Origin of the sequence: Rhodococcus sp. MS16 (assembly GCF_013277795.1) — a bacterium.
GTDB lineage: Bacteria > Actinomycetota > Actinomycetes > Mycobacteriales > Mycobacteriaceae > Rhodococcus_F > Rhodococcus_F globerula.
Genome location: NZ_VBTM01000014.1, coordinates 149,912 through 169,525, shown reverse-complemented (window position 1 = coordinate 169,525; position 19,614 = coordinate 149,912). Strand labels below are relative to the sequence as shown.

Annotated in this window: 19 protein-coding genes; 10 read left to right on the top strand and 9 right to left on the bottom strand. The window is 62.3% G+C overall.

Features of this window, described 5'->3' with window-relative positions; translation table 11 throughout:
* Nucleotides 1–10: 10 nt before the first annotated feature.
* Nucleotides 11–1,021, bottom strand: a complete 1,011-nt coding sequence (locus FEZ60_RS26085; protein WP_033234497.1) for a 4-hydroxy-3-methylbut-2-enyl diphosphate reductase — start codon at nucleotides 1,019–1,021, stop codon at nucleotides 11–13.
* 109 nt (nucleotides 1,022–1,130) lie between these two features.
* On the opposite strand from FEZ60_RS26085, the gene FEZ60_RS26080 reads away from it, so the two are divergent.
* The 3 genes from FEZ60_RS26080 to FEZ60_RS26070 are packed head-to-tail and all read left to right on the top strand — an operon-like array spanning nucleotide 1,131 to nucleotide 3,201.
* Nucleotides 1,131–1,706 carry a lipid droplet-associated protein gene (locus tag FEZ60_RS26080; RefSeq protein WP_033234498.1) on the top strand — a complete coding sequence of 192 codons (576 nt, stop codon included), beginning with the start codon at nucleotides 1,131–1,133 and terminating at the stop codon, nucleotides 1,704–1,706.
* Nucleotides 1,703–2,974 (top strand): exodeoxyribonuclease VII large subunit, encoded by a 1,272-nt coding sequence (xseA, locus tag FEZ60_RS26075; RefSeq protein ID WP_045069395.1) that lies wholly within the window; start codon nucleotides 1,703–1,705, stop codon nucleotides 2,972–2,974. The genes FEZ60_RS26080 and xseA overlap by 4 nt, the downstream gene beginning before the upstream one ends.
* A complete protein-coding gene (locus tag FEZ60_RS26070; protein WP_033234500.1) occupies nucleotides 2,971–3,201 on the top strand; it encodes an exodeoxyribonuclease VII small subunit in 231 nt (76 codons plus the stop codon). The genes xseA and FEZ60_RS26070 overlap by 4 nt, the downstream gene beginning before the upstream one ends.
* Before the next feature lie 34 nt (nucleotides 3,202–3,235).
* On the opposite strand, the gene FEZ60_RS26065 is transcribed toward FEZ60_RS26070, so the two are convergent.
* Nucleotides 3,236–3,805: a DUF4245 domain-containing protein gene (locus FEZ60_RS26065; protein ID WP_033234501.1), complete on the bottom strand. Its 570-nt coding sequence runs from the start codon at nucleotides 3,803–3,805 to the stop codon at nucleotides 3,236–3,238.
* A gap of 180 nt (nucleotides 3,806–3,985) precedes the next feature.
* Here FEZ60_RS26065 and glpX point away from each other — a divergent pair, with 180 nt between their 5' ends.
* Both glpX and FEZ60_RS26055 read left to right on the top strand, forming a co-directional pair.
* Nucleotides 3,986–5,020 carry a class II fructose-bisphosphatase gene (gene glpX, locus FEZ60_RS26060; RefSeq protein WP_033234502.1) on the top strand — a complete coding sequence of 345 codons (1,035 nt, stop codon included), beginning with the start codon at nucleotides 3,986–3,988 and terminating at the stop codon, nucleotides 5,018–5,020.
* An 81-nt stretch (nucleotides 5,021–5,101) separates the two neighbouring features.
* Entirely contained in the window at nucleotides 5,102–6,505 is a 1,404-nt protein-coding gene (locus FEZ60_RS26055; RefSeq protein WP_172937411.1) for a class II fumarate hydratase, read from the top strand.
* Between the two features lie 59 nt (nucleotides 6,506–6,564).
* On the opposite strand, the gene FEZ60_RS26050 is transcribed toward FEZ60_RS26055, so the two are convergent.
* Nucleotides 6,565–7,266, bottom strand: coding sequence for an NAD(P)-binding domain-containing protein (locus FEZ60_RS26050; protein ID WP_255285230.1), 702 nt, complete (start codon nucleotides 7,264–7,266; stop codon nucleotides 6,565–6,567).
* A 279-nt stretch (nucleotides 7,267–7,545) separates the two neighbouring features.
* On the opposite strand from FEZ60_RS26050, the gene FEZ60_RS26045 reads away from it, so the two are divergent.
* The 3 genes from FEZ60_RS26045 to FEZ60_RS26035 all read left to right on the top strand — a co-directional run bounded on the left by FEZ60_RS26045 (nucleotide 7,546) and on the right by FEZ60_RS26035 (nucleotide 10,123).
* Entirely contained in the window at nucleotides 7,546–9,105 is a 1,560-nt protein-coding gene (locus tag FEZ60_RS26045) for a putative Ig domain-containing protein (protein WP_172937410.1), read from the top strand.
* 154 nt (nucleotides 9,106–9,259) lie between these two features.
* Nucleotides 9,260–9,688 carry a limonene-1,2-epoxide hydrolase family protein gene (locus tag FEZ60_RS26040; RefSeq protein WP_033234505.1) on the top strand — a complete coding sequence of 143 codons (429 nt, stop codon included), beginning with the start codon at nucleotides 9,260–9,262 and terminating at the stop codon, nucleotides 9,686–9,688.
* A 30-nt stretch (nucleotides 9,689–9,718) separates the two neighbouring features.
* The gene (locus FEZ60_RS26035; protein WP_095888503.1) at nucleotides 9,719–10,123 is read left to right on the top strand and encodes a carboxymuconolactone decarboxylase family protein; all 405 of its coding nucleotides are present in this window, start codon (nucleotides 9,719–9,721) and stop codon (nucleotides 10,121–10,123) included.
* Between the two features lie 44 nt (nucleotides 10,124–10,167).
* On the opposite strand, the gene FEZ60_RS26030 is transcribed toward FEZ60_RS26035, so the two are convergent.
* The 4 genes from FEZ60_RS26030 to FEZ60_RS26015 form a co-directional block, all read right to left on the bottom strand.
* A complete protein-coding gene (locus FEZ60_RS26030; protein WP_033234507.1) occupies nucleotides 10,168–11,547 on the bottom strand; it encodes a PhoH family protein in 1,380 nt (459 codons plus the stop codon).
* Nucleotides 11,548–11,850: 303 nt separating this feature from the next.
* Complete coding sequence (locus FEZ60_RS26025) at nucleotides 11,851–12,852, bottom strand: patatin-like phospholipase family protein (protein WP_033234508.1); 1,002 nt, start codon at nucleotides 12,850–12,852, stop codon at nucleotides 11,851–11,853.
* Nucleotides 12,853–12,927: 75 nt separating this feature from the next.
* On the bottom strand, nucleotides 12,928–14,235 hold the full coding sequence (glyA, locus tag FEZ60_RS26020; RefSeq protein ID WP_045069374.1) for a serine hydroxymethyltransferase: 1,308 nt from the start codon (nucleotides 14,233–14,235) through the stop codon (nucleotides 12,928–12,930).
* The gene (locus FEZ60_RS26015) at nucleotides 14,232–15,503 is read right to left on the bottom strand and encodes a hypothetical protein (RefSeq protein WP_045069373.1); all 1,272 of its coding nucleotides are present in this window, start codon (nucleotides 15,501–15,503) and stop codon (nucleotides 14,232–14,234) included. Before FEZ60_RS26015 ends, glyA begins: the two co-directional genes overlap by 4 nt.
* Before the next feature lie 172 nt (nucleotides 15,504–15,675).
* Here FEZ60_RS26015 and coaA point away from each other — a divergent pair, with 172 nt between their 5' ends.
* Nucleotides 15,676–16,608: a type I pantothenate kinase gene (gene coaA / locus FEZ60_RS26010; RefSeq protein ID WP_033234510.1), complete on the top strand. Its 933-nt coding sequence runs from the start codon at nucleotides 15,676–15,678 to the stop codon at nucleotides 16,606–16,608.
* Nucleotides 16,609–16,614: 6 nt separating this feature from the next.
* On the opposite strand, the gene FEZ60_RS26005 is transcribed toward coaA, so the two are convergent.
* Nucleotides 16,615–17,382, bottom strand: a complete 768-nt coding sequence (locus FEZ60_RS26005; RefSeq protein WP_033234511.1) for an isoprenyl transferase — start codon at nucleotides 17,380–17,382, stop codon at nucleotides 16,615–16,617.
* Between the two features lie 163 nt (nucleotides 17,383–17,545).
* On the opposite strand from FEZ60_RS26005, the gene FEZ60_RS26000 reads away from it, so the two are divergent.
* Complete coding sequence (locus FEZ60_RS26000; protein ID WP_033234512.1) at nucleotides 17,546–18,214, top strand: hemolysin III family protein; 669 nt, start codon at nucleotides 17,546–17,548, stop codon at nucleotides 18,212–18,214.
* A gap of 4 nt (nucleotides 18,215–18,218) precedes the next feature.
* Here the strand turns inward: FEZ60_RS26000 and FEZ60_RS25995 are convergent, their stop codons facing one another.
* The gene (locus FEZ60_RS25995; protein WP_172937409.1) at nucleotides 18,219–19,460 is read right to left on the bottom strand and encodes a TetR family transcriptional regulator; all 1,242 of its coding nucleotides are present in this window, start codon (nucleotides 19,458–19,460) and stop codon (nucleotides 18,219–18,221) included.
* Nucleotides 19,461–19,614: the final 154 nt, after the last annotated feature.

The following is a 19,614-nucleotide window of genomic DNA, read 5'->3' as shown; positions in this document are numbered from 1 at the left end:
GTAGCGACTACTAGGTGCGAGCTGCTCGCAGCTCGCGCGGGAGCGCAAACACCAGCGTCTCGTTGGCTGTGGTCACCGACTGCACATCCTTGAAACCATGATCTGCCAGCAGGTCGATCACTCCGCGAACCAGCACCTCCGGGACGGAAGCGCCGGACGTGATTCCGACCGTCTCGACGCCCTCGAGCCAGCTCAGATCAACTTCACGGGCATAGTCGACCAGGTACGACGCCCGGGCGCCCGCACCGAGTGCGACCTCGACCAACCGAACCGAGTTCGAGGAGTTGCGCGAGCCGACCACGATCACCAGATCGCATTCGGGCGCCATGGCCTTGACCGCGACCTGACGGTTCTGCGTCGCGTAGCAGATGTCGTCGGACGGCGGATCCTGCAGATTCGGGAAGCGATCTCGCAGACGAGCGACAGTCTGCATCGTCTCGTCGACGCTCAACGTGGTCTGCGACAGCCAGATCACTTTGTTCTCGTCGCGGACAGTGACCGCATCCACAGAGTCGGGGCCGTCGACGATCGTGACGTGGTTGGGTGCCTCACCTGCGGTGCCTTCGACTTCCTCATGGCCTTCGTGGCCGATGAGCAGGATGTCGTAGTCGTCTCGTGCAAACCGCTTTGCTTCCTGGTGCACCTTGGTGACCAGTGGGCACGTCGCGTCGATGGTGCGCAGATTGCGTTCGGCAGCCGATTCGTGGACGGCCGGTGAGACGCCGTGCGCGGAGAAGACCAGAAGGGAACCCTCGGGAACCTCGTCGGTTTCGTCGACGAAGATCACTCCCTGATCTTCCAACGTCTCGACGACGTGACGGTTGTGAACAATTTCCTTGCGCACGTAGATGGGCGCGCCATGCTTTTCCAGCGCCTTTTCGACGGTCTCCACCGCCCGGTCGACGCCGGCGCAGTAGCCGCGTGGCTCAGCGAGAAGTACCCGCTTGCCTGTGCCCTTGCGAATGGACGCCGAATCCGCGGAGTGCGCGATACCGAGATTGAGAGGAACAGCCGAAGACATGGCACCAGCCTACTGGCAGCTTCCTTGTGCAACACTTCGGCGAAGGTCTACCTCCGCGCTAGCGCCGAGTCGGCTACCGATTGTCGGTGCTTTACGGCAAGCTGTTGGAATGATTCGACCCCCGTTCGTGGCACGTGTGGCTGCAGGACTCGCCGTCACCGCGTTGGAAGAAGCCAAGAAGCTTCCGGAAACCGCAGTCGCCCTGCCCATGACCGCCGTCAGTCAGATGCTCCAGACGAGCATGCGGCTACAGCAGTCCATCACGTCGCTCGCAATCAAGGGCGATCAGGCGTTTGCGCTGCTCAGCTGGTCCGGCGACGACGAGCAGCCGGAGTGGGCCGTTTTCGACGAGGACGTGAAGCCGTCGTCGCCGAAGACTCGGGAGAGCCCGACCAACGCCGGACGGTTCGCTCTCTACTCGGTCGATCCCACAGCTGATACCGCGCCCCAACCGGACGCGGAGGCTGATCTCGACAGTGATACCGATAACACTGCGGCGTCGGAACCGCCCATTGTTGCCGAACTGGACTACGCCAACCTCACGCTCGCGGAGCTGCGTGCCCGCATCAAGTCGTTGAGCGTCGAGAACCTGACGACGCTGCTCGACTACGAGAACGCAACTCGTTCGCGCGCGCCGTACGTCACCATGTTGACCAACCGCATCACCACAGCCAAGGCAAAGTGACTTCCGCCCAGCGTCCGCCCGCACAGCAACGCCCGACAGGTTCGGGTGCCAGCTCCCCCGAACAACCGTGGCCGGTTCGTACCGTCTCGGCCAAGGTCGCAGGATGGATCGACCGTCTCGGCAGCATTTGGGTCGAGGGCCAGATCACCCAGATCAATGCGCGCCCCGGCACCCGGACGGCGTTTCTGGTTCTTCGTGATCCGTCGGCCGACATGTCGTTGTCCGTGACGTGCTCACCGCAACTACTGCACAACTCTCCCGTCCCGTTGACGGAAGGTTCTCGGGTAGTGATGTTCGGGAAGCTCTCGTTCTACACCGGACGCGGCACCGTCTCGCTGCGCGTAACCGAGATCCGGGCCGTCGGCATCGGTGAACTGCTCGCGCGCATCGAACGACTACGCGCACTGCTTGCCGCCGAGGGGCTGTTCGATCCCCGGCTCAAGCGTCCGTTGCCGTTCCTGCCCGGGACAATCGGGCTGATCACCGGACGAGCCAGTGCTGCCGAGAAGGACGTCGTGTCCGTCGCCCATCGTCGCTGGCCCGCTGTCGCAATTGCAGTGCGCAACACCGCAGTTCAAGGTCCGACAGCCGTGCCTCAGATCATCGAAGCCCTGAAGGATCTCGACGCGAACCCCGAAGTCGATGTCATCATCCTCGCGCGCGGCGGCGGAAGCGTCGAAGATCTGCTTCCGTTCTCCGACGAAGCGTTGTGCCGGGCCATCGTCGCCTGTACGACGCCTGTCGTCAGCGCAATCGGCCACGAACCCGACAGTCCGTTGAGCGACCACGTCGCCGACCTTCGCGCCGCCACCCCTACCGATGCTGCCAAGCGGGTAGTTCCCGATGCCGTTGCGGAAGCAGCGCTGGTCTCCGAACTCCGTGATCGCAGTGCCGCAGCGCTACGCAGCTGGGTCAAGCGCGAATCGCACCTCATCGAGCAACTGCGCACCCGCCCCGTGATGGCGTCGCCGCTACTGGCCATCGACCGTCGGGCCGAGGAAATCGAACGACTGCAAGCCGCAGGCCGACGCGATGTCACCAGGCTGATCGACTCCGAATCACGAACCGTCGAGCACTTGCGGGCACGCCTGACAACTCTTGGTCCGGCAGCCACACTGGCCCGGGGCTATGCCGTGGTGCAGCGCATCATCGCCGACGGAGATCCGGAAGTGCTGCGCTCGGTCGAGGATGCGCCGCCCGGCACTCAGATACGAGTTCGACTTGCAGACGGCGCTGTTCGCGCCGCAGTAATGGGAAGAGAAAAATGAGCAACGCCGAGAACAACCCCGCAGACGTCGACATCAGCGAACTCGGGTACGAAGCTGCCCGCGACGAACTGGTGGGCGTCGTGAAGATCCTCGAGCAGGGCGGTCTGGACCTCGACGCCTCGTTGGCCCTGTGGGAGCGTGGCGAAGCGCTCGCCAAGCGCTGTGAGGAGCACCTGGCGGGCGCTAGGGCTCGTGTGGAGACGGCACTGTCCGGGTCGGACGAGTAGAGGCTGTCCGGGTCGGACGAGTAGACCGGCTGGTCTAGGGAACGATCGGCTCGGCCTGGCCGGCGTTGCGCGCCAAGGTCGTGAAGTCCTCGGCCGGAGCGGCGCCGGTGATCAGGAGACGAACTCCGTCGACGTCGGTAACCCAGATCGATTCGACGCCCTCGCCGCCGAAGACGTTCCAGGTATGGCCGTCGATGTCCTCGACACCCGTCGCGAAACGCTGTCCGCCTGCTACGTAGGACACCAGGGGGAATTCTTCGGCATTGCTCTGCGTCAGCTGAATGTAGCTACCGTTGGTCGTGATGAATCCCACAGTGCTGGAATCGCCGCCGCCGTCGCCGGTGATCACTTTCCGACTACCCGAGTTCGGGGTCCAGCCCTCGGGAACTACAGGTTTGCGGATCGGGAAACCCAGTTCCTTGGCGTCGTAGTTCAGCGCTGCGTCGATGTCGACGCTCGGGATCGGTCCCTGAGTGGGGCCTCCCGGGCTGAACGTGCACTGGCTGGCGATGCCCGCGATGATGATGCAAAACAGCACCAGCGGTACGAGAGACCAGACCATGTCTTTGTTGTCTTCGAGAATGCGGGGTTTCTTCGATGCCACACTCCCAGTATCCAGGTACCGGCCGCTTGTAACGATTCCCGGTACCCCTAAGCGTGACAAATCACCACGCCCCTGACCCAGCAGCGCACACAGTGGCTCCCATCTGGGACAATCAGGCCTGTAGAAACCACTTGCGTCGACACACCCCGTCGACCGCGACCGCGCCAGGAGGCACCGCACATGACGGCCAGCAGCATTCATCGTGAGACCCCGGACCGTAACCTTGCTCTCGAATTGGTCCGAGTCACCGAAGCCGGCGCGATGGCTGCAGGTCGCTGGGTAGGACGCGGCGACAAGGAAGGCGGCGACGGAGCTGCCGTCGACGCGATGCGTCAGCTCGTTTCTTCGGTGTCCATGCGCGGCATCGTTGTGATCGGCGAAGGCGAGAAGGACGAAGCGCCGATGCTGTTCAACGGCGAAGAGGTCGGCAACGGCGACGGCCCGGACTGCGACTTCGCTGTCGATCCGGTTGACGGAACCACGCTGATGTCCAAGGGCATGCCCAACGCCATCTCGGTGTTGGCTGTTGCCGAGCGCGGCGCGATGTTCGATCCGTCTGCTGTGTTCTACATGGAGAAGATCGCTGTCGGACCGGACGCTGCAGATGTCATCGACATCAGCGCGCCGATCGCCGAGAACATCAAGCGCGTCGCCAAGGTCAAGAAGGCGTCGGTCTCCGACATCACGATCTGCATCCTGGACCGTCCTCGCCACAACCAGCTGATCCAGGACGTTCGCGACACGGGCGCTCGGATCCGCCTGATCTCCGACGGTGACGTTGCCGGCGCTATCGCCGCAGCGCGTCCGGAGTCCGGCACCGACATGCTCGTCGGCATCGGCGGCACCCCTGAGGGCATCATCGCCGCTGCGGCCATGCGCTGCATGGGCGGATCGTTGCAGGGCAAGCTGGCTCCCACCGACGACGAAGAGCGTCAGAAGGCCATCGACGCCGGTCACGATCTCGATCGCATCCTGACCACCGAAGATCTGGTCTCGGGCGAGAACGTCTTCTTCTGCGCCACCGGCGTCACCGACGGTGACCTGCTGCGCGGTGTCCGCTACTACGGCGGCGGCGCCAGTACGCAGTCCATCGTGATGCGCAGCAAGTCCGGCACCGTCCGCATGATCGACGCGTACCACCGCCTCGAGAAGCTCCGCGAGTACAGCTCGGTGGACTTCGACGGCGAAGAGGGCGCGGTTCCGCCGACGTTCTGACAGGCTCCGCCCTGTGCGCCTTTCTGGTAGTCACCGCTACCAAAAAGGCGCACAGGGGCCGAAGGCCCCTACTCTGGAACCATGACGGAAAGCAACGAACAGCAGTTCCGGATCGAACACGACACCATGGGTGAAGTTCGGGTGCCCATCGACGCACTGTGGCGAGCGCAAACCCAACGCGCAGTCGAGAATTTCCCGATCAGCGGCCGACCTCTCGAGCGCACCCAGATTCGTGCGATGGGCCTTCTCAAAGCCGCGTGTGCGCAGGTCAACAAAGATCTTGGCCTGCTCGACGCGGACAAGGCCGATGCCATCATCTCGGCAGCCAATGAAATCGCCGACGGCAAGCACGACGAGCAGTTCCCCATCGATGTCTTTCAGACCGGCTCCGGCACCAGTTCCAACATGAATGCCAACGAGGTCATCGCGTCGATCTCACAGGCCAACGACGTGGATGTGCATCCGAACGATCACGTCAACATGTCACAGTCCTCCAACGACACCTTCCCGACGGCCACGCACGTCGCAGCGACGGAAGCCGCCGTCACGGATCTTGTTCCTGCTCTGGAGCATTTGCACGCTGCACTCGCCGCGAAGTCCGCGGAGTGGAAGTCCGTCGTCAAGTCCGGACGCACCCACCTGATGGACGCAGTTCCGGTGACCCTCGGCCAGGAGTTCGGCGGTTACGCCCGCCAGATCGAGGCAGGCATCGAACGAATCAAGGCAACGCTCCCCCGACTCGGCGAACTACCGATCGGCGGCACCGCAGTAGGTACCGGACTCAACGCGCCGGACGGATTCGGGCCCAAAGTTGTTGCAGAACTGGTCAAGTCGACAGGCGTCGACGCATTGACCCCGGCAAAGAACAGCTTCGAGGCGCAGGCTGCCCGTGACGGACTGGTGGAAGCGTCAGGTGCCCTGCGCACCATCGCGGTCTCACTGACGAAGATCGCCAACGATATTCGCTGGATGGGTTCGGGACCGTTGACGGGCCTCGGCGAGATAGCGCTCCCCGACTTGCAGCCGGGTAGCTCGATCATGCCGGGCAAGGTCAATCCGGTTCTGCCGGAGGCTGTTACGCAGGTAGCCGCACAGGTGATCGGAAACGACGCAGCCATCGCGTGGGGCGGCGCTGCCGGCGCTTTCGAACTCAACGTCTACATCCCGATGATGGCACGTAATCTACTCGAGTCATTCACGTTGCTGGCCAACGTTTCTCGATTGTTCGCGGACAAGTGTGTCAGCGGTTTGGTTGCGCACGAGGAACACCTCAAGACCCTCGCCGAGTCCTCGCCGTCCATCGTGACGCCACTCAACTCGGCTATCGGATACGAGGAAGCCGCGTCCGTTGCCAAGCAAGCATTGAAGGAGAAAAAGACGATTCGGCAGGTTGTGCTCGAGCGGGGACTGGTTCCGGACAAGCTCAGCGAAGCCGAGCTCGACAAGCGCCTCGACGTGCTCGCGATGGCGAAGGTCAAGGACTAACCCACCGGCCCCGCGGCGGTTCCGCATTCGGGAACCGCCGCGAGGCACAGGTCAGTCAGTCACTCCGCGACAGCCCGCCACTCGTCCGTGCGCTCGGGAGTTGCCTCCGCCAGCGCCTTCAACGTAGCGTCGCGACCAAAATCCTTGCCGTAGACCGGAGTTCCCGGCTGCTGACGCCACGAGTCTTCGATAGTGCCCGCATCGACGGGGTCGAAGCCGAGCTGATTGATCAGGTCGAAGACAACCTGCTTCTTCAGCTCGTCGTCACCGGCGATGGGGAGCGCGATGCGGCCGCTCGACCCTTCCGGTAGACCCTTCTCGAGCAGGTGCTTCCACCAGATTCCGTTAAATGCCTTGAAGACCGGAACTCCGAGGCGCTCTTGCACCCAATCGCTTTCTGCCTGACCGTCTTCGATTGCGGCGATCAATCCGTCTCGCTGCTGCGGGTAGTAGTTGTTGGTCTCGATCACCGGAGCGCCGTCGGCAGCGCCCGCGAGAATGCCGGCGGGAAGGTCCACGACGTTCTTCTGCGGGATGCTCACGATCACCAGGTCTGCACCTTCGGCGGCTTCGGTGTTCAGTACCGCTTTTGCACCGGTTTCCGCCTCGAGGTCTGCCAGAGTGTCGGGCGTCCGAGAGTTCGAGACGCGCACGTCGTGACCAAGCGCGGTCAGCCTGCGGGTAAGCGTTCCACCGATCTGACCAGCTCCGATAATTCCGATGCGCATATTCTTGTGCTCCTTCGTCGAGTGTCGCGACACTCCGCGACTGCTGCATGCCTCAACAACGGATCACCGCGGGCTAATTCCGCACCGGCACATTCAATTCGCACTGATTCAAATGCTTGCCTTGGGCCGCGTGGGGCGCGCTGTTCACAGCTCGGCACAAAAAGGCCATTTTCGGCCATCAATGCCCTCTGGCCTAAAATGGCCAGCAAAAATGGGCGTTTTGTGCCTCCCCGCCCGTTATCGTCACTGCGTGGTCACTAACCGTGGCCGCACCGCCCTCCCGGCGGAATCCGCCAGGAAAGGCACACCACGATGGCACCACTCGATCACCGTCACAGACCTCACCGAGGCAGACGACTGCGAGGGCTCACCGCTCTCATTGCCGCTGGAGCACTCGCCCTCGCCGCTGCGACCACTGCCGCGGCGGAAGGTGTGCCGGTCACCGATCCCGGCACAATCACAGGTTGGGGCTACGGGGTAGGGGGAAACAACGACAACGGGCAGCTCGACAACTTCCCGGCGGGAGGCGGTTACACCGCCATCGCGGCCGGCTACTCCCATTCGTTGGCGTTGACCGCCGACGGCTCCATCGTGGGGTGGGGGAACAACAATGACGGTCAACTCGACAACATCCCGGCCGGCAGCGGCTACAAAGCCATCGCCGTCGGCGCCTTTCATTCAGTGGCCTTAACCGCCGACGGCACCATCGTGGCTTGGGGAGCCAGCAGCCTCGGGCAACTCGCTAACATCCCAGTTGGTAACGGCTACAAAGCCATCGCGGCCGGCGGTTACCATTCGTTGGCGTTGACCGCCGACGGCACCGTCGTGGGCTGGGGTTACAACTACTGGAAACAGGCCAACACGCTTCCTGGCAACGGCTATAAAGCCATCGCAGCCGGCAGCCTTCATTCGTTGGCGTTGACCGCCGACGGCGCCATCGTCGGCTGGGGATACAACTACGAAGGTCAGACCAACACTCCGACCGGTAACGGCTACACCACTATTGCTTCAGGAGGTTTCCATGGGTTGGCGTTGACCGCCGACGGCACGATCACAACCTGGGGACAAAGTGGCAACGGGTTAGGCACCGTCCCAAGGGGCAACGGCTACACCGCCATCGGTGGCGGCGACTTCCATTCACTGGCTTTGACTGCCGACGGCACCATCGCAGAATGGGGAAGCAGCGGTGGTGGGCAGCTTCCCGCCCCGACCGGTACCGGCTACACCGCCATCGCCGGCGGCGGCAACCGTTCATTGGCATTGAAAACTGCAACCGCTTCTGCGTTCACCGATGCGGGCCCCGTCACCGTAAACGGTATTGCCGGAACAGCAATCTCCCACGCGTTCACCACCACCGGAAACCCCACCCCCGTTGTCACCGCCACCGGACTCCCGGCCGGACTCACGCTCAGTGAAACTGGGGCTCTGACCGGAACACCCACCACCGAAGGATCGTTCCCCTTCACGGTCAGCGCCACCAACGGCGTCGGAAATCCGGCAACGCTCAACGCCACCCTCATCGTCGCAGCAGCACCCGCCGCCCCGATGTTCACCGATGCCGGACCCGTGACGCTCGATGCTGTTGCCGGAACAGCACTTACCCGTGAATTCACCGTCACCGGTAACCCTGCCCCCACCATCACAGTGATCGACCCGGCAAAACTGCCCACCGGCATGGTTTTCACTAACGGAACACTGTCCGGAACACCCGCCGCTGCAGGCTCTTACACGTTCACCCTCAACGCCACCAACGGCGTCAATCCCGACCTGACCCTTGTCGTTACCGTCAACGTCGCCGAGGCCCCGATCACACCCGAACAACCCACCACAGGATCCCTTGAATCACTCGAGTTCACCGGATTCGGTAGCTGACCTCACGGGATCTCCCAGATAGTCGCTCGAACAGAACCATCCCGAGCCATATTCGACGGAAACTCGCTAACCTTGGGATACTTCGACAGCGACGGTTTGGGCACATTTGTCAGAGCACCGAATGAACACAGGCTCGTGATGAACAGGGGTTTCGATGAACACTGATTCGGTCACCACAGTTCGAAAGATGTTCCGCGCCCTCACCGATTTCGATGTGGACGGCGCCGCCGAGTTGATGACCGAGGACATCATCTGGCAGAACGTCTCGCTGCCGACGTTGCGCGGGAGAAATGCCGTGGTCCGGGCGCTTCGAATGGTCACGAAGCCGTCACTCAAGTTCGAGGCCGACATGCATCACATCATCGGCGACGAGTTCACCGTCCTCACCGAACGCACCGACATCCTGACCGTCGGACCACTGCGCATCGAGTTCTGGGTGTGTGGAACTTTCGAATTACGCGACGGCAAGATCGCCGTGTGGCGGGACTACTTCTCGCTGCGCGACGTTGCGTGGGGTGTGGTGACCGCGATCGGGCAGGCAGTGTTGGGTATCGGCTCTCGCAGTAGGCTGGCTCCGGCCTGACAACACCTGCCGGAAGAGAGCACTCGCCCGATGACCGAATACAACACATCCGATTCCTTCGACGCCGGACTGGCCGTGCGCACAGAAGTCATGGGTGCCGATTTTGTCGACGCAGCGTTCGAGCGCACCCGCGGAACCGACAGCGAAGAATTGCAGAACTTCGTGACGGCCAACGTGTGGGGATCTGTGTGGACGCGTCCAGGCCTCGATCGACGCAGTCGCAGCCTGATCAATCTGGGAATGCTGATCGCCCTACGGGCGGAGAACGAACTGAAAGGCCACGTCCGTGCCGCTTTGCGAAATGGCTTGACGCGCACCGAGATCGTCGAAACAGTGATACATGCCAGCGCGTACTGCGGCGCCCCGGCCGGACTCGCTGCTATGCGAGTGGTCCAGGAAGTCCTCAACGCGGAATTGGGACCGCTGGAGAACTGAGCCACTCCCCGTGCGGCAAGCATGCCGCACGGGGAGAACTATTCTCAGGGAGTCGGTCCGAACTCCTCCAACATTTCGGTAACCAACTCGGCGATCGGCGAACGCTCGCTTCGAGTGAGCGTGATGTGCGCAAACAGTGGATGCCCCTTCAGCTTTTCGATCACGGCGGCAACACCGTCGTGGCGGCCGACTCGCAGGTTGTCACGCTGCGCGACGTCATGCGTCAACACCACTCGCGATCCGGTTCCGAGTCGAGAAAGCACCGTCAGCAACACATTTCGTTCGAGGGACTGCGCCTCGTCGACGATCACGAACGAATCGTGCAGAGAACGTCCACGAATGTGCGTGAGCGGCAAGACTTCCAACATCCCCCGAGCTTGGACCTCTTCGAGAACTTCGGGTGACGCCAACCCGTCGAGTGTGTCGAAGACGGCCTGAGCCCACGGGCCCATCTTCTCACTCTCGCTGCCCGGGAGATATCCGAGTTCCTGTCCGCCAACGGCATACAGTGGCCGGAAGACCACCACCTTGCGTTGGCTTCGACGCTCGAGCACCGCTTCGAGTCCCGCGGTCAAGGCCAGCGCAGACTTTCCGGTACCCGCTTTACCGCCGAGAGAGACGATTCCGATGCTTTCGTCCATCAGCAGTTCCAGTGCAATCCGCTGCTCGGCGCTGCGGCCGTGCAGACCGAATGCCTCACGCTCACCGCGGACAAGCTGAATCCGTTTGTCCGGTGTCACCCTCCCCAAGGCACTGGACGAACCGCCGAGCAGCCGAACCCCGGTGTGACACGGCAGATCTCGCCCCTCCTCGAGATCGAGAAAGCCCTCGGAGAACAGTTCGTCGATGTCCGTCGACGCGACATCACACTCAGTCATACCGGTCCACCCGGAGGGAACGACGTCGTGCGCGTGGTACTCGTCGGCGGGAAGCCCCACGGCGCCCGCTTTGACTCGGAGCGGAATGTCTTTGCTGACCAGGACTACATCTTTGCCTTCGGCCGCAAGATTGAGCGCGCAGGCAAGTATCCTCGAATCATTACTGTCCGTGCGGAATCCGACGGGGAGTACTGCGGGATCAGTGTGATTGAGTTCGACTTGCAAGGTACCGTTCTCGCTACCGATCGGCACCGGACGGTCGAGCCGGCCGTATTCGATCCGGAGGTCGTCGAGCATGCGGAGTGCTTCTCGCGCAAACCATCCCAGTTCGTGATGATGTCGCTTGCCTTCGAGTTCACTGACCACAACAAGGGGCAGAACCACATTGTGCTCGGCAAATCTGGTGACGGCCCACGGATCGGACAGTAAGACCGACGTATCCAAGACATACGTGCGAAGTGCATCTACCGAATGACTCCCGGCTGAATTACCGGCTGAAATACTGCCCGGAACCGAGTGGGCAGAAACGGAGCGTGATGCAGTCACGGTGGGCTCCTAGGTCTGCGCTACGCCGCACAAACTAGTTCTCGCTGGACCGGTCGGCTCTTGTGTCAGGTGACACGAGGGCCGGGCGCCGGCCCTCTCGCACTGAATGTTTCAGTCACGATCAGAACCTCCCGCACAAGTAACTTCTGCGCTACTCGATACTGCCGACGGTACTGTGCTTCGGGCCATCCCGCCACGAATTCCGACACACAATGCGTGAACGCCAGGTTACAAAATGCCACTCGTGTCATTTACCGCCACAGCGGTGCTTGTCGACGCCGTCCGCACTATCGGCGCGTGAGCTCAGAAATCCTCGGCATCGAGCGCCGACTCGGTCAAAACCCGACCGATCGCGATCATCTCGGTAGCCCGCGCAAAGTCGAGACTCCTGGCCGATTTGCGGGGTACCTGGATAAGAATGTCCGGTGGATACACGGCGAGCTGGTACCTGGCCAGCGCGGACTGCACGACCTCGAGTGAACGACCCATGATCTCCAAACGCCCGATCTTCGGAGCGATATCACGACCCGTATCGACGACTCCCTCGTCCAGGCTCACCTCGTCCACACTCACCTCGTCCAGGCCCACCTCTTCAAGACCCAGGCCCGTCGAGTGACCACCGAATCGAGACACCACAGACTTCACTGTCTCCCGATCGAGAAACTGGGCGGTGCCCCGTTTGAATCGGCCGACCCACTCGTCGACGGGCCGTGGCTCCGTACCCACCCGAGCGGGCGTGCGATTCTCACGGGCGTCCGCGCCCAAACTGACACCGATCGTCAGGTCTGCACGAATCGAGAGCGTCGGCGCGACGGGAAGAGGATCGAGGATGCCGCCGTCCACCAGCACCCGGCCGTTGAGAACCAAGGGAGTGATGACTCCGGGGATAGCGATGGACGCACGAATCGCGGCGTCGACCGGCCCGTGCTGAAACCACACAGACCTACCCGCAGCCAGGTCGGTGGCCACGGCGGTGAACGGGATGCGCATGTCTTCGATGCACGTTTCGCCCAGGATCTCTCGAACCCGCCCGAGTACCTTCTCCGCGTGGATGGCCCCGGGCGCTGACATGGATACGTCGAGCAACCGAACAACGTCGCGGGCCTTCAACGTCGTCGCCCACTCGGTGAATTCGTCCAGCTTTCCGGCTGCGTACAACCCCCCGATCAACGCGCCCATCGACGAACCTGCCACCCCGACTATCGAGTAGCCACGTTCCTCGAGCACCTGGATGACACCGATGTGGGCGTAGCCTCGCGCGCCACCGGAACCGAGTGCCAATGCAACTGTCCGCGACTGAGCCATTGGCCCATCGTAGGCGCCGTAAGAACGCCGACAGCCCGGCACCACAACGGGTACCGGGCTGTCGGGAACTACTGCTTAGACGTTCTTGCTGAGCAAGCCCCAGTCCTCGAGGCCGTCGTACAACGGAACGTCGAGAGCGAGCTTGGCAACGCGGGCGCGCAGGGCAACCAGATCGGCATCGCCGGCGAGGGCGGTGCCGATGATGTCGGCGACCTCGGTGAACTCGGCGTCGCCGAATCCGCGAGTAGCCAAGGCTGCGGTACCGATACGCAGACCTGACGTGGTCATCGGCGGGCGGGGATCGAACGGAACTGCGTTGCGGTTGACGGTGATGCCGACCTCGTGCAGAAGATCCTCACCCTGCTGGCCGTCGAGCTTGGAGTTGCGCAGGTCCACGAGAACGAGGTGGACGTCGGTTCCACCGGTCAGAACGCTGATGCCCTGATCTGCGACGTCCTTGTTGCCGAGACGCTCGGCGAGGATGCGGGCGCCGGAGAGGGTGCGTACCTGACGGTCCTTGAACTCTTCACCGGCAGCGATCTTGAAGGTGACGGCCTTGGCTGCGATGGCGTGCATGAGCGGTCCACCCTGCTGGCCGGGGAAGACTGCGGAGTTGAGCTTCTTGGCCCATTCCTTCTTCGCCAGGATCAGGCCGGAGCGCGGGCCACCGAGGGTCTTGTGGACGGTGGAGGACACGACGTCGGCGTACGGGACGGGCGACGGGTGCAGACCAGCTGCAACCAGACCGGCGAAGTGCGCCATGTCGACCCACAGGTACGCGCCGACCTCGTCGGCGATGGCACGGAAGGCTGCGAAGTCCTGCTGACGCGGGTACGCGGACCAACCGGCGACGATGACCTTGGGCTTCTCGGCGAGGGCGATGGAACGCACCTCGTCCATGTCGATGCGGTGATCTTCCTTGCTGACGCCGTAGGACGCGACGTCGTACAACTTGCCGGAGAAGTTGAGCTTCATGCCGTGTGTGAGGTGACCACCGTGAGCGAGGTCGAGGCCGAGCAGCTTCTCACCCGGGTTCATCAGGGCCATCAGAACGGCAGCGTTGGCCTGTGCGCCCGAGTGGGGCTGCACGTTGGCGAACTCGGCGCCGAAGAGTTCCTTGGCGCGGTTACGCGCGAGGTCCTCGATGATGTCGACGTTCTCGCAGCCACCGTAGTAACGGCGTCCCGGGTAGCCTTCGGCGTACTTGTTGGTCAGGACACTGCCCTGAGCCTGCAGAACCGAGCGGGGGACGAAGTTCTCCGACGCGATCATCTCGAGAGTGTCGCGCTGACGAGCCAATTCACCCGCCATAGCTTCGGCGACCTCGGGGTCGAGTTCGGCGAGTGGTGCAGAGTTGACGTCGGAGCCAGGCACAGCGGTCATCGAGGAATCTCCAAGGTGGATGCGGGATCGAATGTGTCCAGTCTACGAAGGTCACCCGACGTGTCTCCACCCGGTGCCGAACGCAGTGAGCTCGGCACCAGCGGCTCGTCCAACAGACGCCGGAATCGGTCTGTGCGGTCGGCTGGCGTTGCAGCCTGATCGAGCCACCCGCCGAGCAACCGGTATCCCTCGACGTACGTGCTGGTGTACGCCCGCCACAACGGGGAGGACAGGAATCGCAGCGACTGCCGTGCCCGCTCCGGCGTCGACAGTGACCACCGCTCGAGGAATCCGGCAACGTCGTCGTGGCTGCGTCCCTCGTCGTGCAGCATCAGCGCAGCGTCCTGCCGCACGCTGATCAGCTGGCCCGATGCCGCCGACAGTTGCTGGGCCTTCTCTCCGTCGAATGCCAGCCCCAGATCCGCGTAGATCTCCTGCGCCCACAGTCCCCAGTCGTGGCCGACTATCGCTTCGAGTGCCAAATCCGCCAGGCCCTCTGCCATGAGGCACTGCGGCGTGTTCACCAGGAAGAGCGTCTGCTCGAGTTGCCCGGCACCCACCAATCCGGCTTCCTTGCGGCAATGTTCGGTGTGATGGCCCGGATACGACTCGTGGGCAATCAGTCTCGGCAGATTCGCCATGAACTGTGGGAGATCGGAATTGATCGCAACTTTGGAGCGATAGTCACCGAGGTAGTAGTTGAACCCGGACCACGGCTTGTCCCCCACCACTTCGTATTCGACGGTTTCCGACGCCGGCAGCGGGAACGTGCCACGCACCAGATCACGCAGGGCACTGGACATCGCGTCGACGCACTCGGCCAGTTTCGCAGCCGGAATCTCGTCGGCCTTGCGATGTGCCTGCACGCGCTCCACCAGCGTTCCCGGGCCTGGTAGCACCTCACCCATCAGGCGGTGAGCATCGCCGTATGCGTCTTCGTTTCCCTTCGAAATTCGCACGTCGAAGTAGGCCTCGACCTCGTCGACAAACCCGATCTCCTCGCCCGCGAACTTGCGGCCGGAGCATTCGAGAGCCCGTAGGTGAACGTCGATGAAGTGAGCCCGGTCGGCGTTCAGACCACTTGCCGGCAACTCGGCGCGAAGCTCTCGAGCGGTGCGGGCGAGTACGCCCGGATCGGGCTTCGTTGCATTTTCAACTTGCTGACGGAGTGCCGGATCGCCGGTGAACGCGTCGACAAACCCTTCCTCGAGTCGATCGAAACCTAGTCCCAGCAGCAGATATCGGCGAACGAGCGAGTCTGGATCCATAAGGCACAAGCCTAGCGCCCGCGCCCGGAATGCGACCCGACGACAACTCCTTACGTGGCACCAAGCACAATTCGGTTATGCACTTGGATCGTGCGCACTCGCGCCTGGCTTGCTCGCACGCTTCGCCCGTACCAACGGCATCACAGTTCCTCGGCACCGGCGAGCTGCGCTGATGGCACGCGCCGGCGAATCCAGCCCGTATGTCGAGTTCGACCGTAAGCAGTGGCGCACACTGCGTAAGTCGACTCCGCTCGTCCTGACGGAGGACGAACTGTACGGCCTCCGCGGCCTCGGTGAGCAGATCGACCTCGAGGAAGTTGCCGAGGTGTACCTCCCGCTGGCTCGACTGATCCACCTACAGGTTGCCGCAAGGCAGCGACTGTTTGCCGCTACCGCAACGTTCCTCGGCGAGAAACACCCCGATCGACAAGTTCCCTTCGTCATCGGCGTGGCCGGTTCGGTGGCCGTCGGCAAATCCACGACGGCCCGTGTGCTGCAAGCACTCCTGGCCCGATGGGACCATCACCCGCGCGTCGATCTTGTCACCACCGACGGGTTCTTGTACCCCACCAAAGAACTGCACCGTCGGGGCATGATGCACCGCAAGGGTTTTCCCGAGAGCTACGATCGCCGCAAACTCCTGCGATTCGTGACCGAGGTGAAATCGGGCGCCGAAGAGGTAGCGGCCCCGGTCTATTCGCATACTCTGTACGACATCATCCCCGGCCAATTCCACCTGATCCGTCAGCCCGACATCCTCATCATCGAGGGCCTCAACGTGCTGCAGACCGGTCCGCGTCTGATGGTCTCGGATCTGTTCGACTTCTCCATCTACGTCGATGCCCGGATCGAGGACATCGAAGCTTGGTACATCGAACGGTTCCTGGCACTACGGAAAACGTCGTTTGCCGACCCGAACGCGCACTTCCACCACTACTCGGGACTATCGGACCGCGACGCGACCAGCGCCGCCAAGGACATCTGGAACTCGATCAATCAACCGAACCTGGTGGAGAACATCCTCCCCACCCGTCCGCGAGCAACGCTGGTGTTGCGCAAGGACTCCGATCACACGATCAACCGGCTGCGCCTGCGCAAGCTCTGATACTGCTCAGGCGCCGAACCGGCGGTGCCTTGCCGCATAGTCACGAAGGGCCCGGAGGAAGTCGACCCGGCGGAACTCGGGCCAGTACGCCTCGGTGAACCAAATCTCCGAATAGGCACTCTGCCACAACAGGAATCCCGAAAGCCGCTGCTCCCCCGACGTGCGGATCACCAGGTCGGGATCGGGCTGACCTGACGTATAGAGGTGACTGTCGATACCGTCGACGGTGATCGCCTGGACCAGTTCGTCGCCACTGAGTCCTTGGCTGAGCTTCTCACTCAGCAGCGACTGAACGGCGTCGGCGATCTCCTGGCGGCCGCCGTATCCGATCGCGATGTTGACGTGAGTTCCGGTGCGGCCTTCGGTTCCGTCCGCGGCATCACGAAGGCGCCGCGACTGCTCGGCCGGCAACAGATCCAGAGCGCCGACGATCTGCACGCTCCAGTTCTTGCTCGGCCCGGAAATCTCCTCGACCACATCGGTGATGATTTCGAGGAGTGTGTCCAACTCTTCGGGGTCCCGGCGCAGATTCTCGGTGGAGAGTAGGTAGATCGTTGCCATCTCGATTCCGGCGGCATCGCACCAGTCGAGCAGTTCGGAGATCTTGAGTGCGCCCATCCGGTGCCCGTGACTGACGTCCGTGAAACCGTTCTCGCGCGCCCAGCGTCGGTTACCGTCACACATCACCGCGACGTGCCTCGGATGGGTGAGTCCATCCAAATGCTTCAAGAGCCGTCGCTCGTAGATGCTGTACAGCAGTCCGCGCACCTTCACCGTGACATCACCATGGTGACAAAGACTACGCCGGGACCTTGTCCCCACTTGCGAGCGCCGTCACGCTTTATGGGCGCGTCGAAAAGCTGCAGGTAGGTTATGCTACTGACACGTAACCTACGGTACCGTAGGTTCTGGCAGCGTTGCCGAAAGGAGTTAAACGATGACAGCACTCGGGTTGGATGCACTTCCGGTCAAACCACGCATGCGCGGATGGATCCATCTGTGGGCACTCTGCGTTTCCGTCGTAGCGGGCATCGTTCTCGTCGCGGTGGCGGGCGCTCAAGTCGGAGCCAAGGCGGCCTTGGCCACGGCGATCTACAGCATCACCATCTGTGGCCTTTTCGGCATCAGCGCGACCTATCACCGCATCCACTGGAAAACCGTCGACGCCCGCATCTGGATGAAGCGCGCCGACCATTCGATGATCTTCCTGTTCATCGCGGGCAGCTACACACCGTTTGCGATGCTGGGCTTGCCCAGCGAGACCGGCACTGTCGTCCTTGCGGTCGTCTGGGCTGGTGCACTCGCAGGCGTTGCGCTCAAGATGCTGTGGCCGACAGCCCCTAAGTGGGTGGGTGTGCCGCTGTACCTGATTCTGGGATGGGCCATCGTGCCCGTCGCCGGTGAGATGACCCACCAGGTTGGCGTCGCGCCGATGGTGCTGTTACTCGTCGGCGGAATCCTCTACAGCGTCGGAGCAATTCTCTACGCCACCAAATGGCCGAACCCGTGGCCCACGACGTTCGGACATCACGAGTTCTTCCACGCCGCAACGGTCGTCGCGGCAATCTGCCACTACATCGCCGTCTGGCTCGTCGTCTTCAACTGACGCATCACCGCTGCGCTGGTCCACCGAACAGAACTGCCGAAACCAAGCAGTGAACTTTCCACACATTCTCCGGCCCAGGATCGAATCCGAGCAGACGGCCGACATCGGGAACCACGTTCAGCGCAGCATGCACGACGAACATGCTCTCGGGCTCCGTGAGCTCCGGTCGGATCTCACGGAGCAATCGCGCCCATTCGACCACGTAGAGTTTTTGCCGACTCTTCAAGTCATTTCGATGACTGGGCAACAGATTGCGCATCTCGGAGAAGTAGATGGACATCAACTCGTGTTGCGCAAAAGACAAGTCGACATACATCAACGACAGTGATGCCAGTGCCTCGGCCGGCGAATCCGACGCGTCCAGCACCGACACCGTAGCGACGTCCAGGCGATCTGCAGCCCGGTAGAAGATGGCGGAGAGAAGGTCGGCTTTGCTCGGGAAGTATCGGTACATGCCGGACGCGTTCAAACCAGCTGCGGCAGCTATCTCTTCGATCTTGACGTCGTGGTAGCCATGGGAGTCGAAGAGCCGCACCGCTTCATGCAGTAGACGCTCCCGCTTGTTGTCCCCCAGCGGCGCAAGCACCGAGCGGCGGCTTTGTGGATTGTCCTGGCGACCTCGCGCAAATCTCGCCTGATCTATCGCCACACATGCACTCAGCAGGATGCGTTCAATTGTCTTCTGCGGCAATACGAGATTGTGGGCCGTGATGCTTCCGATCGCGCTGAACATCGCGGCCACCACAAGCCTTGCGTCGCGCTCACTGACCGGAGTGTCCGACGGTGACAAATGGGCACCCACCCGGCGATTGATCAGAATCGAATGCTCGCGAATCACCGCTTTGTCTGATGGTTCGAGAAACCTGCTCTCCCAACGGTAGATACCCGCGGTCCGGCGATTGCTGATCGTGGTTCGGATTACAGCCAGCAGATCGCGCGGAAGCCGATCGGCATCTTGCCCGCTGCTGTCCACCGCATCGAGAGCCTCGGTGAGCGCTTCCATCAACGACAGCGCCGAATACTGAAACAGTGCGTACTTCTTCGGAAAGTGGCGGTAGAGAGCCGAGGGCGAGATGCCCACCGACGACGCGATGTCTTCGACACTGACACCGTGGTAGCCGCGCTCACTGAAGGCGATTGCCGCTGCGGCCGCAATTTGTGCCTTGCGGTCTTTCGGTCTCTTCTTTGCTTCGACCGCACGACTCCGACCGACGGCCGGAGCAACCCTCAGGTCTCTTGTTGTCACTGTCTCCGGCCTGCTTCCGTATCGAGAATAGTCATACACATCTTGCGCGCACCTACCGTGCACGCACTCGAAGATGCAGCTTTCAACTGTAGTTATATCAAGTTTCCGTCGCCAACCAGATAAGTTCTGAGAAGAATTCCCATTCACATAACTA

What these genes read in the sequence shown, in the direction of transcription:
- FEZ60_RS26085 (WP_033234497.1), bottom strand. Translation starts at nt 1,021, where the DNA reads ATGTCTTCGGCTGTTCCTCTCAATCTCGGTATCGCGCACTCCGCGGAT.
- FEZ60_RS26080 (WP_033234498.1), top strand. Translation starts at nt 1,131, where the DNA reads ATGATTCGACCCCCGTTCGTGGCACGTGTGGCTGCAGGACTCGCCGTC.
- FEZ60_RS26070 (WP_033234500.1), top strand. Translation starts at nt 2,971, where the DNA reads ATGAGCAACGCCGAGAACAACCCCGCAGACGTCGACATCAGCGAACTC.
- glpX (WP_033234502.1), top strand. Translation starts at nt 3,986, where the DNA reads ATGACGGCCAGCAGCATTCATCGTGAGACCCCGGACCGTAACCTTGCT.
- FEZ60_RS26055 (WP_172937411.1), top strand. Translation starts at nt 5,102, where the DNA reads ATGACGGAAAGCAACGAACAGCAGTTCCGGATCGAACACGACACCATG.
- FEZ60_RS26045 (WP_172937410.1), top strand. Translation starts at nt 7,546, where the DNA reads ATGGCACCACTCGATCACCGTCACAGACCTCACCGAGGCAGACGACTG.
- FEZ60_RS26040 (WP_033234505.1), top strand. Translation starts at nt 9,260, where the DNA reads ATGAACACTGATTCGGTCACCACAGTTCGAAAGATGTTCCGCGCCCTC.
- FEZ60_RS26035 (WP_095888503.1), top strand. Translation starts at nt 9,719, where the DNA reads ATGACCGAATACAACACATCCGATTCCTTCGACGCCGGACTGGCCGTG.
- FEZ60_RS26025 (WP_033234508.1), bottom strand. Translation starts at nt 12,852, where the DNA reads ATGGCTCAGTCGCGGACAGTTGCATTGGCACTCGGTTCCGGTGGCGCG.
- glyA (WP_045069374.1), bottom strand. Translation starts at nt 14,235, where the DNA reads ATGACCGCTGTGCCTGGCTCCGACGTCAACTCTGCACCACTCGCCGAA.
- FEZ60_RS26015 (WP_045069373.1), bottom strand. Translation starts at nt 15,503, where the DNA reads ATGGATCCAGACTCGCTCGTTCGCCGATATCTGCTGCTGGGACTAGGT.
- coaA (WP_033234510.1), top strand. Translation starts at nt 15,676, where the DNA reads ATGGCACGCGCCGGCGAATCCAGCCCGTATGTCGAGTTCGACCGTAAG.
- FEZ60_RS26000 (WP_033234512.1), top strand. Translation starts at nt 17,546, where the DNA reads ATGACAGCACTCGGGTTGGATGCACTTCCGGTCAAACCACGCATGCGC.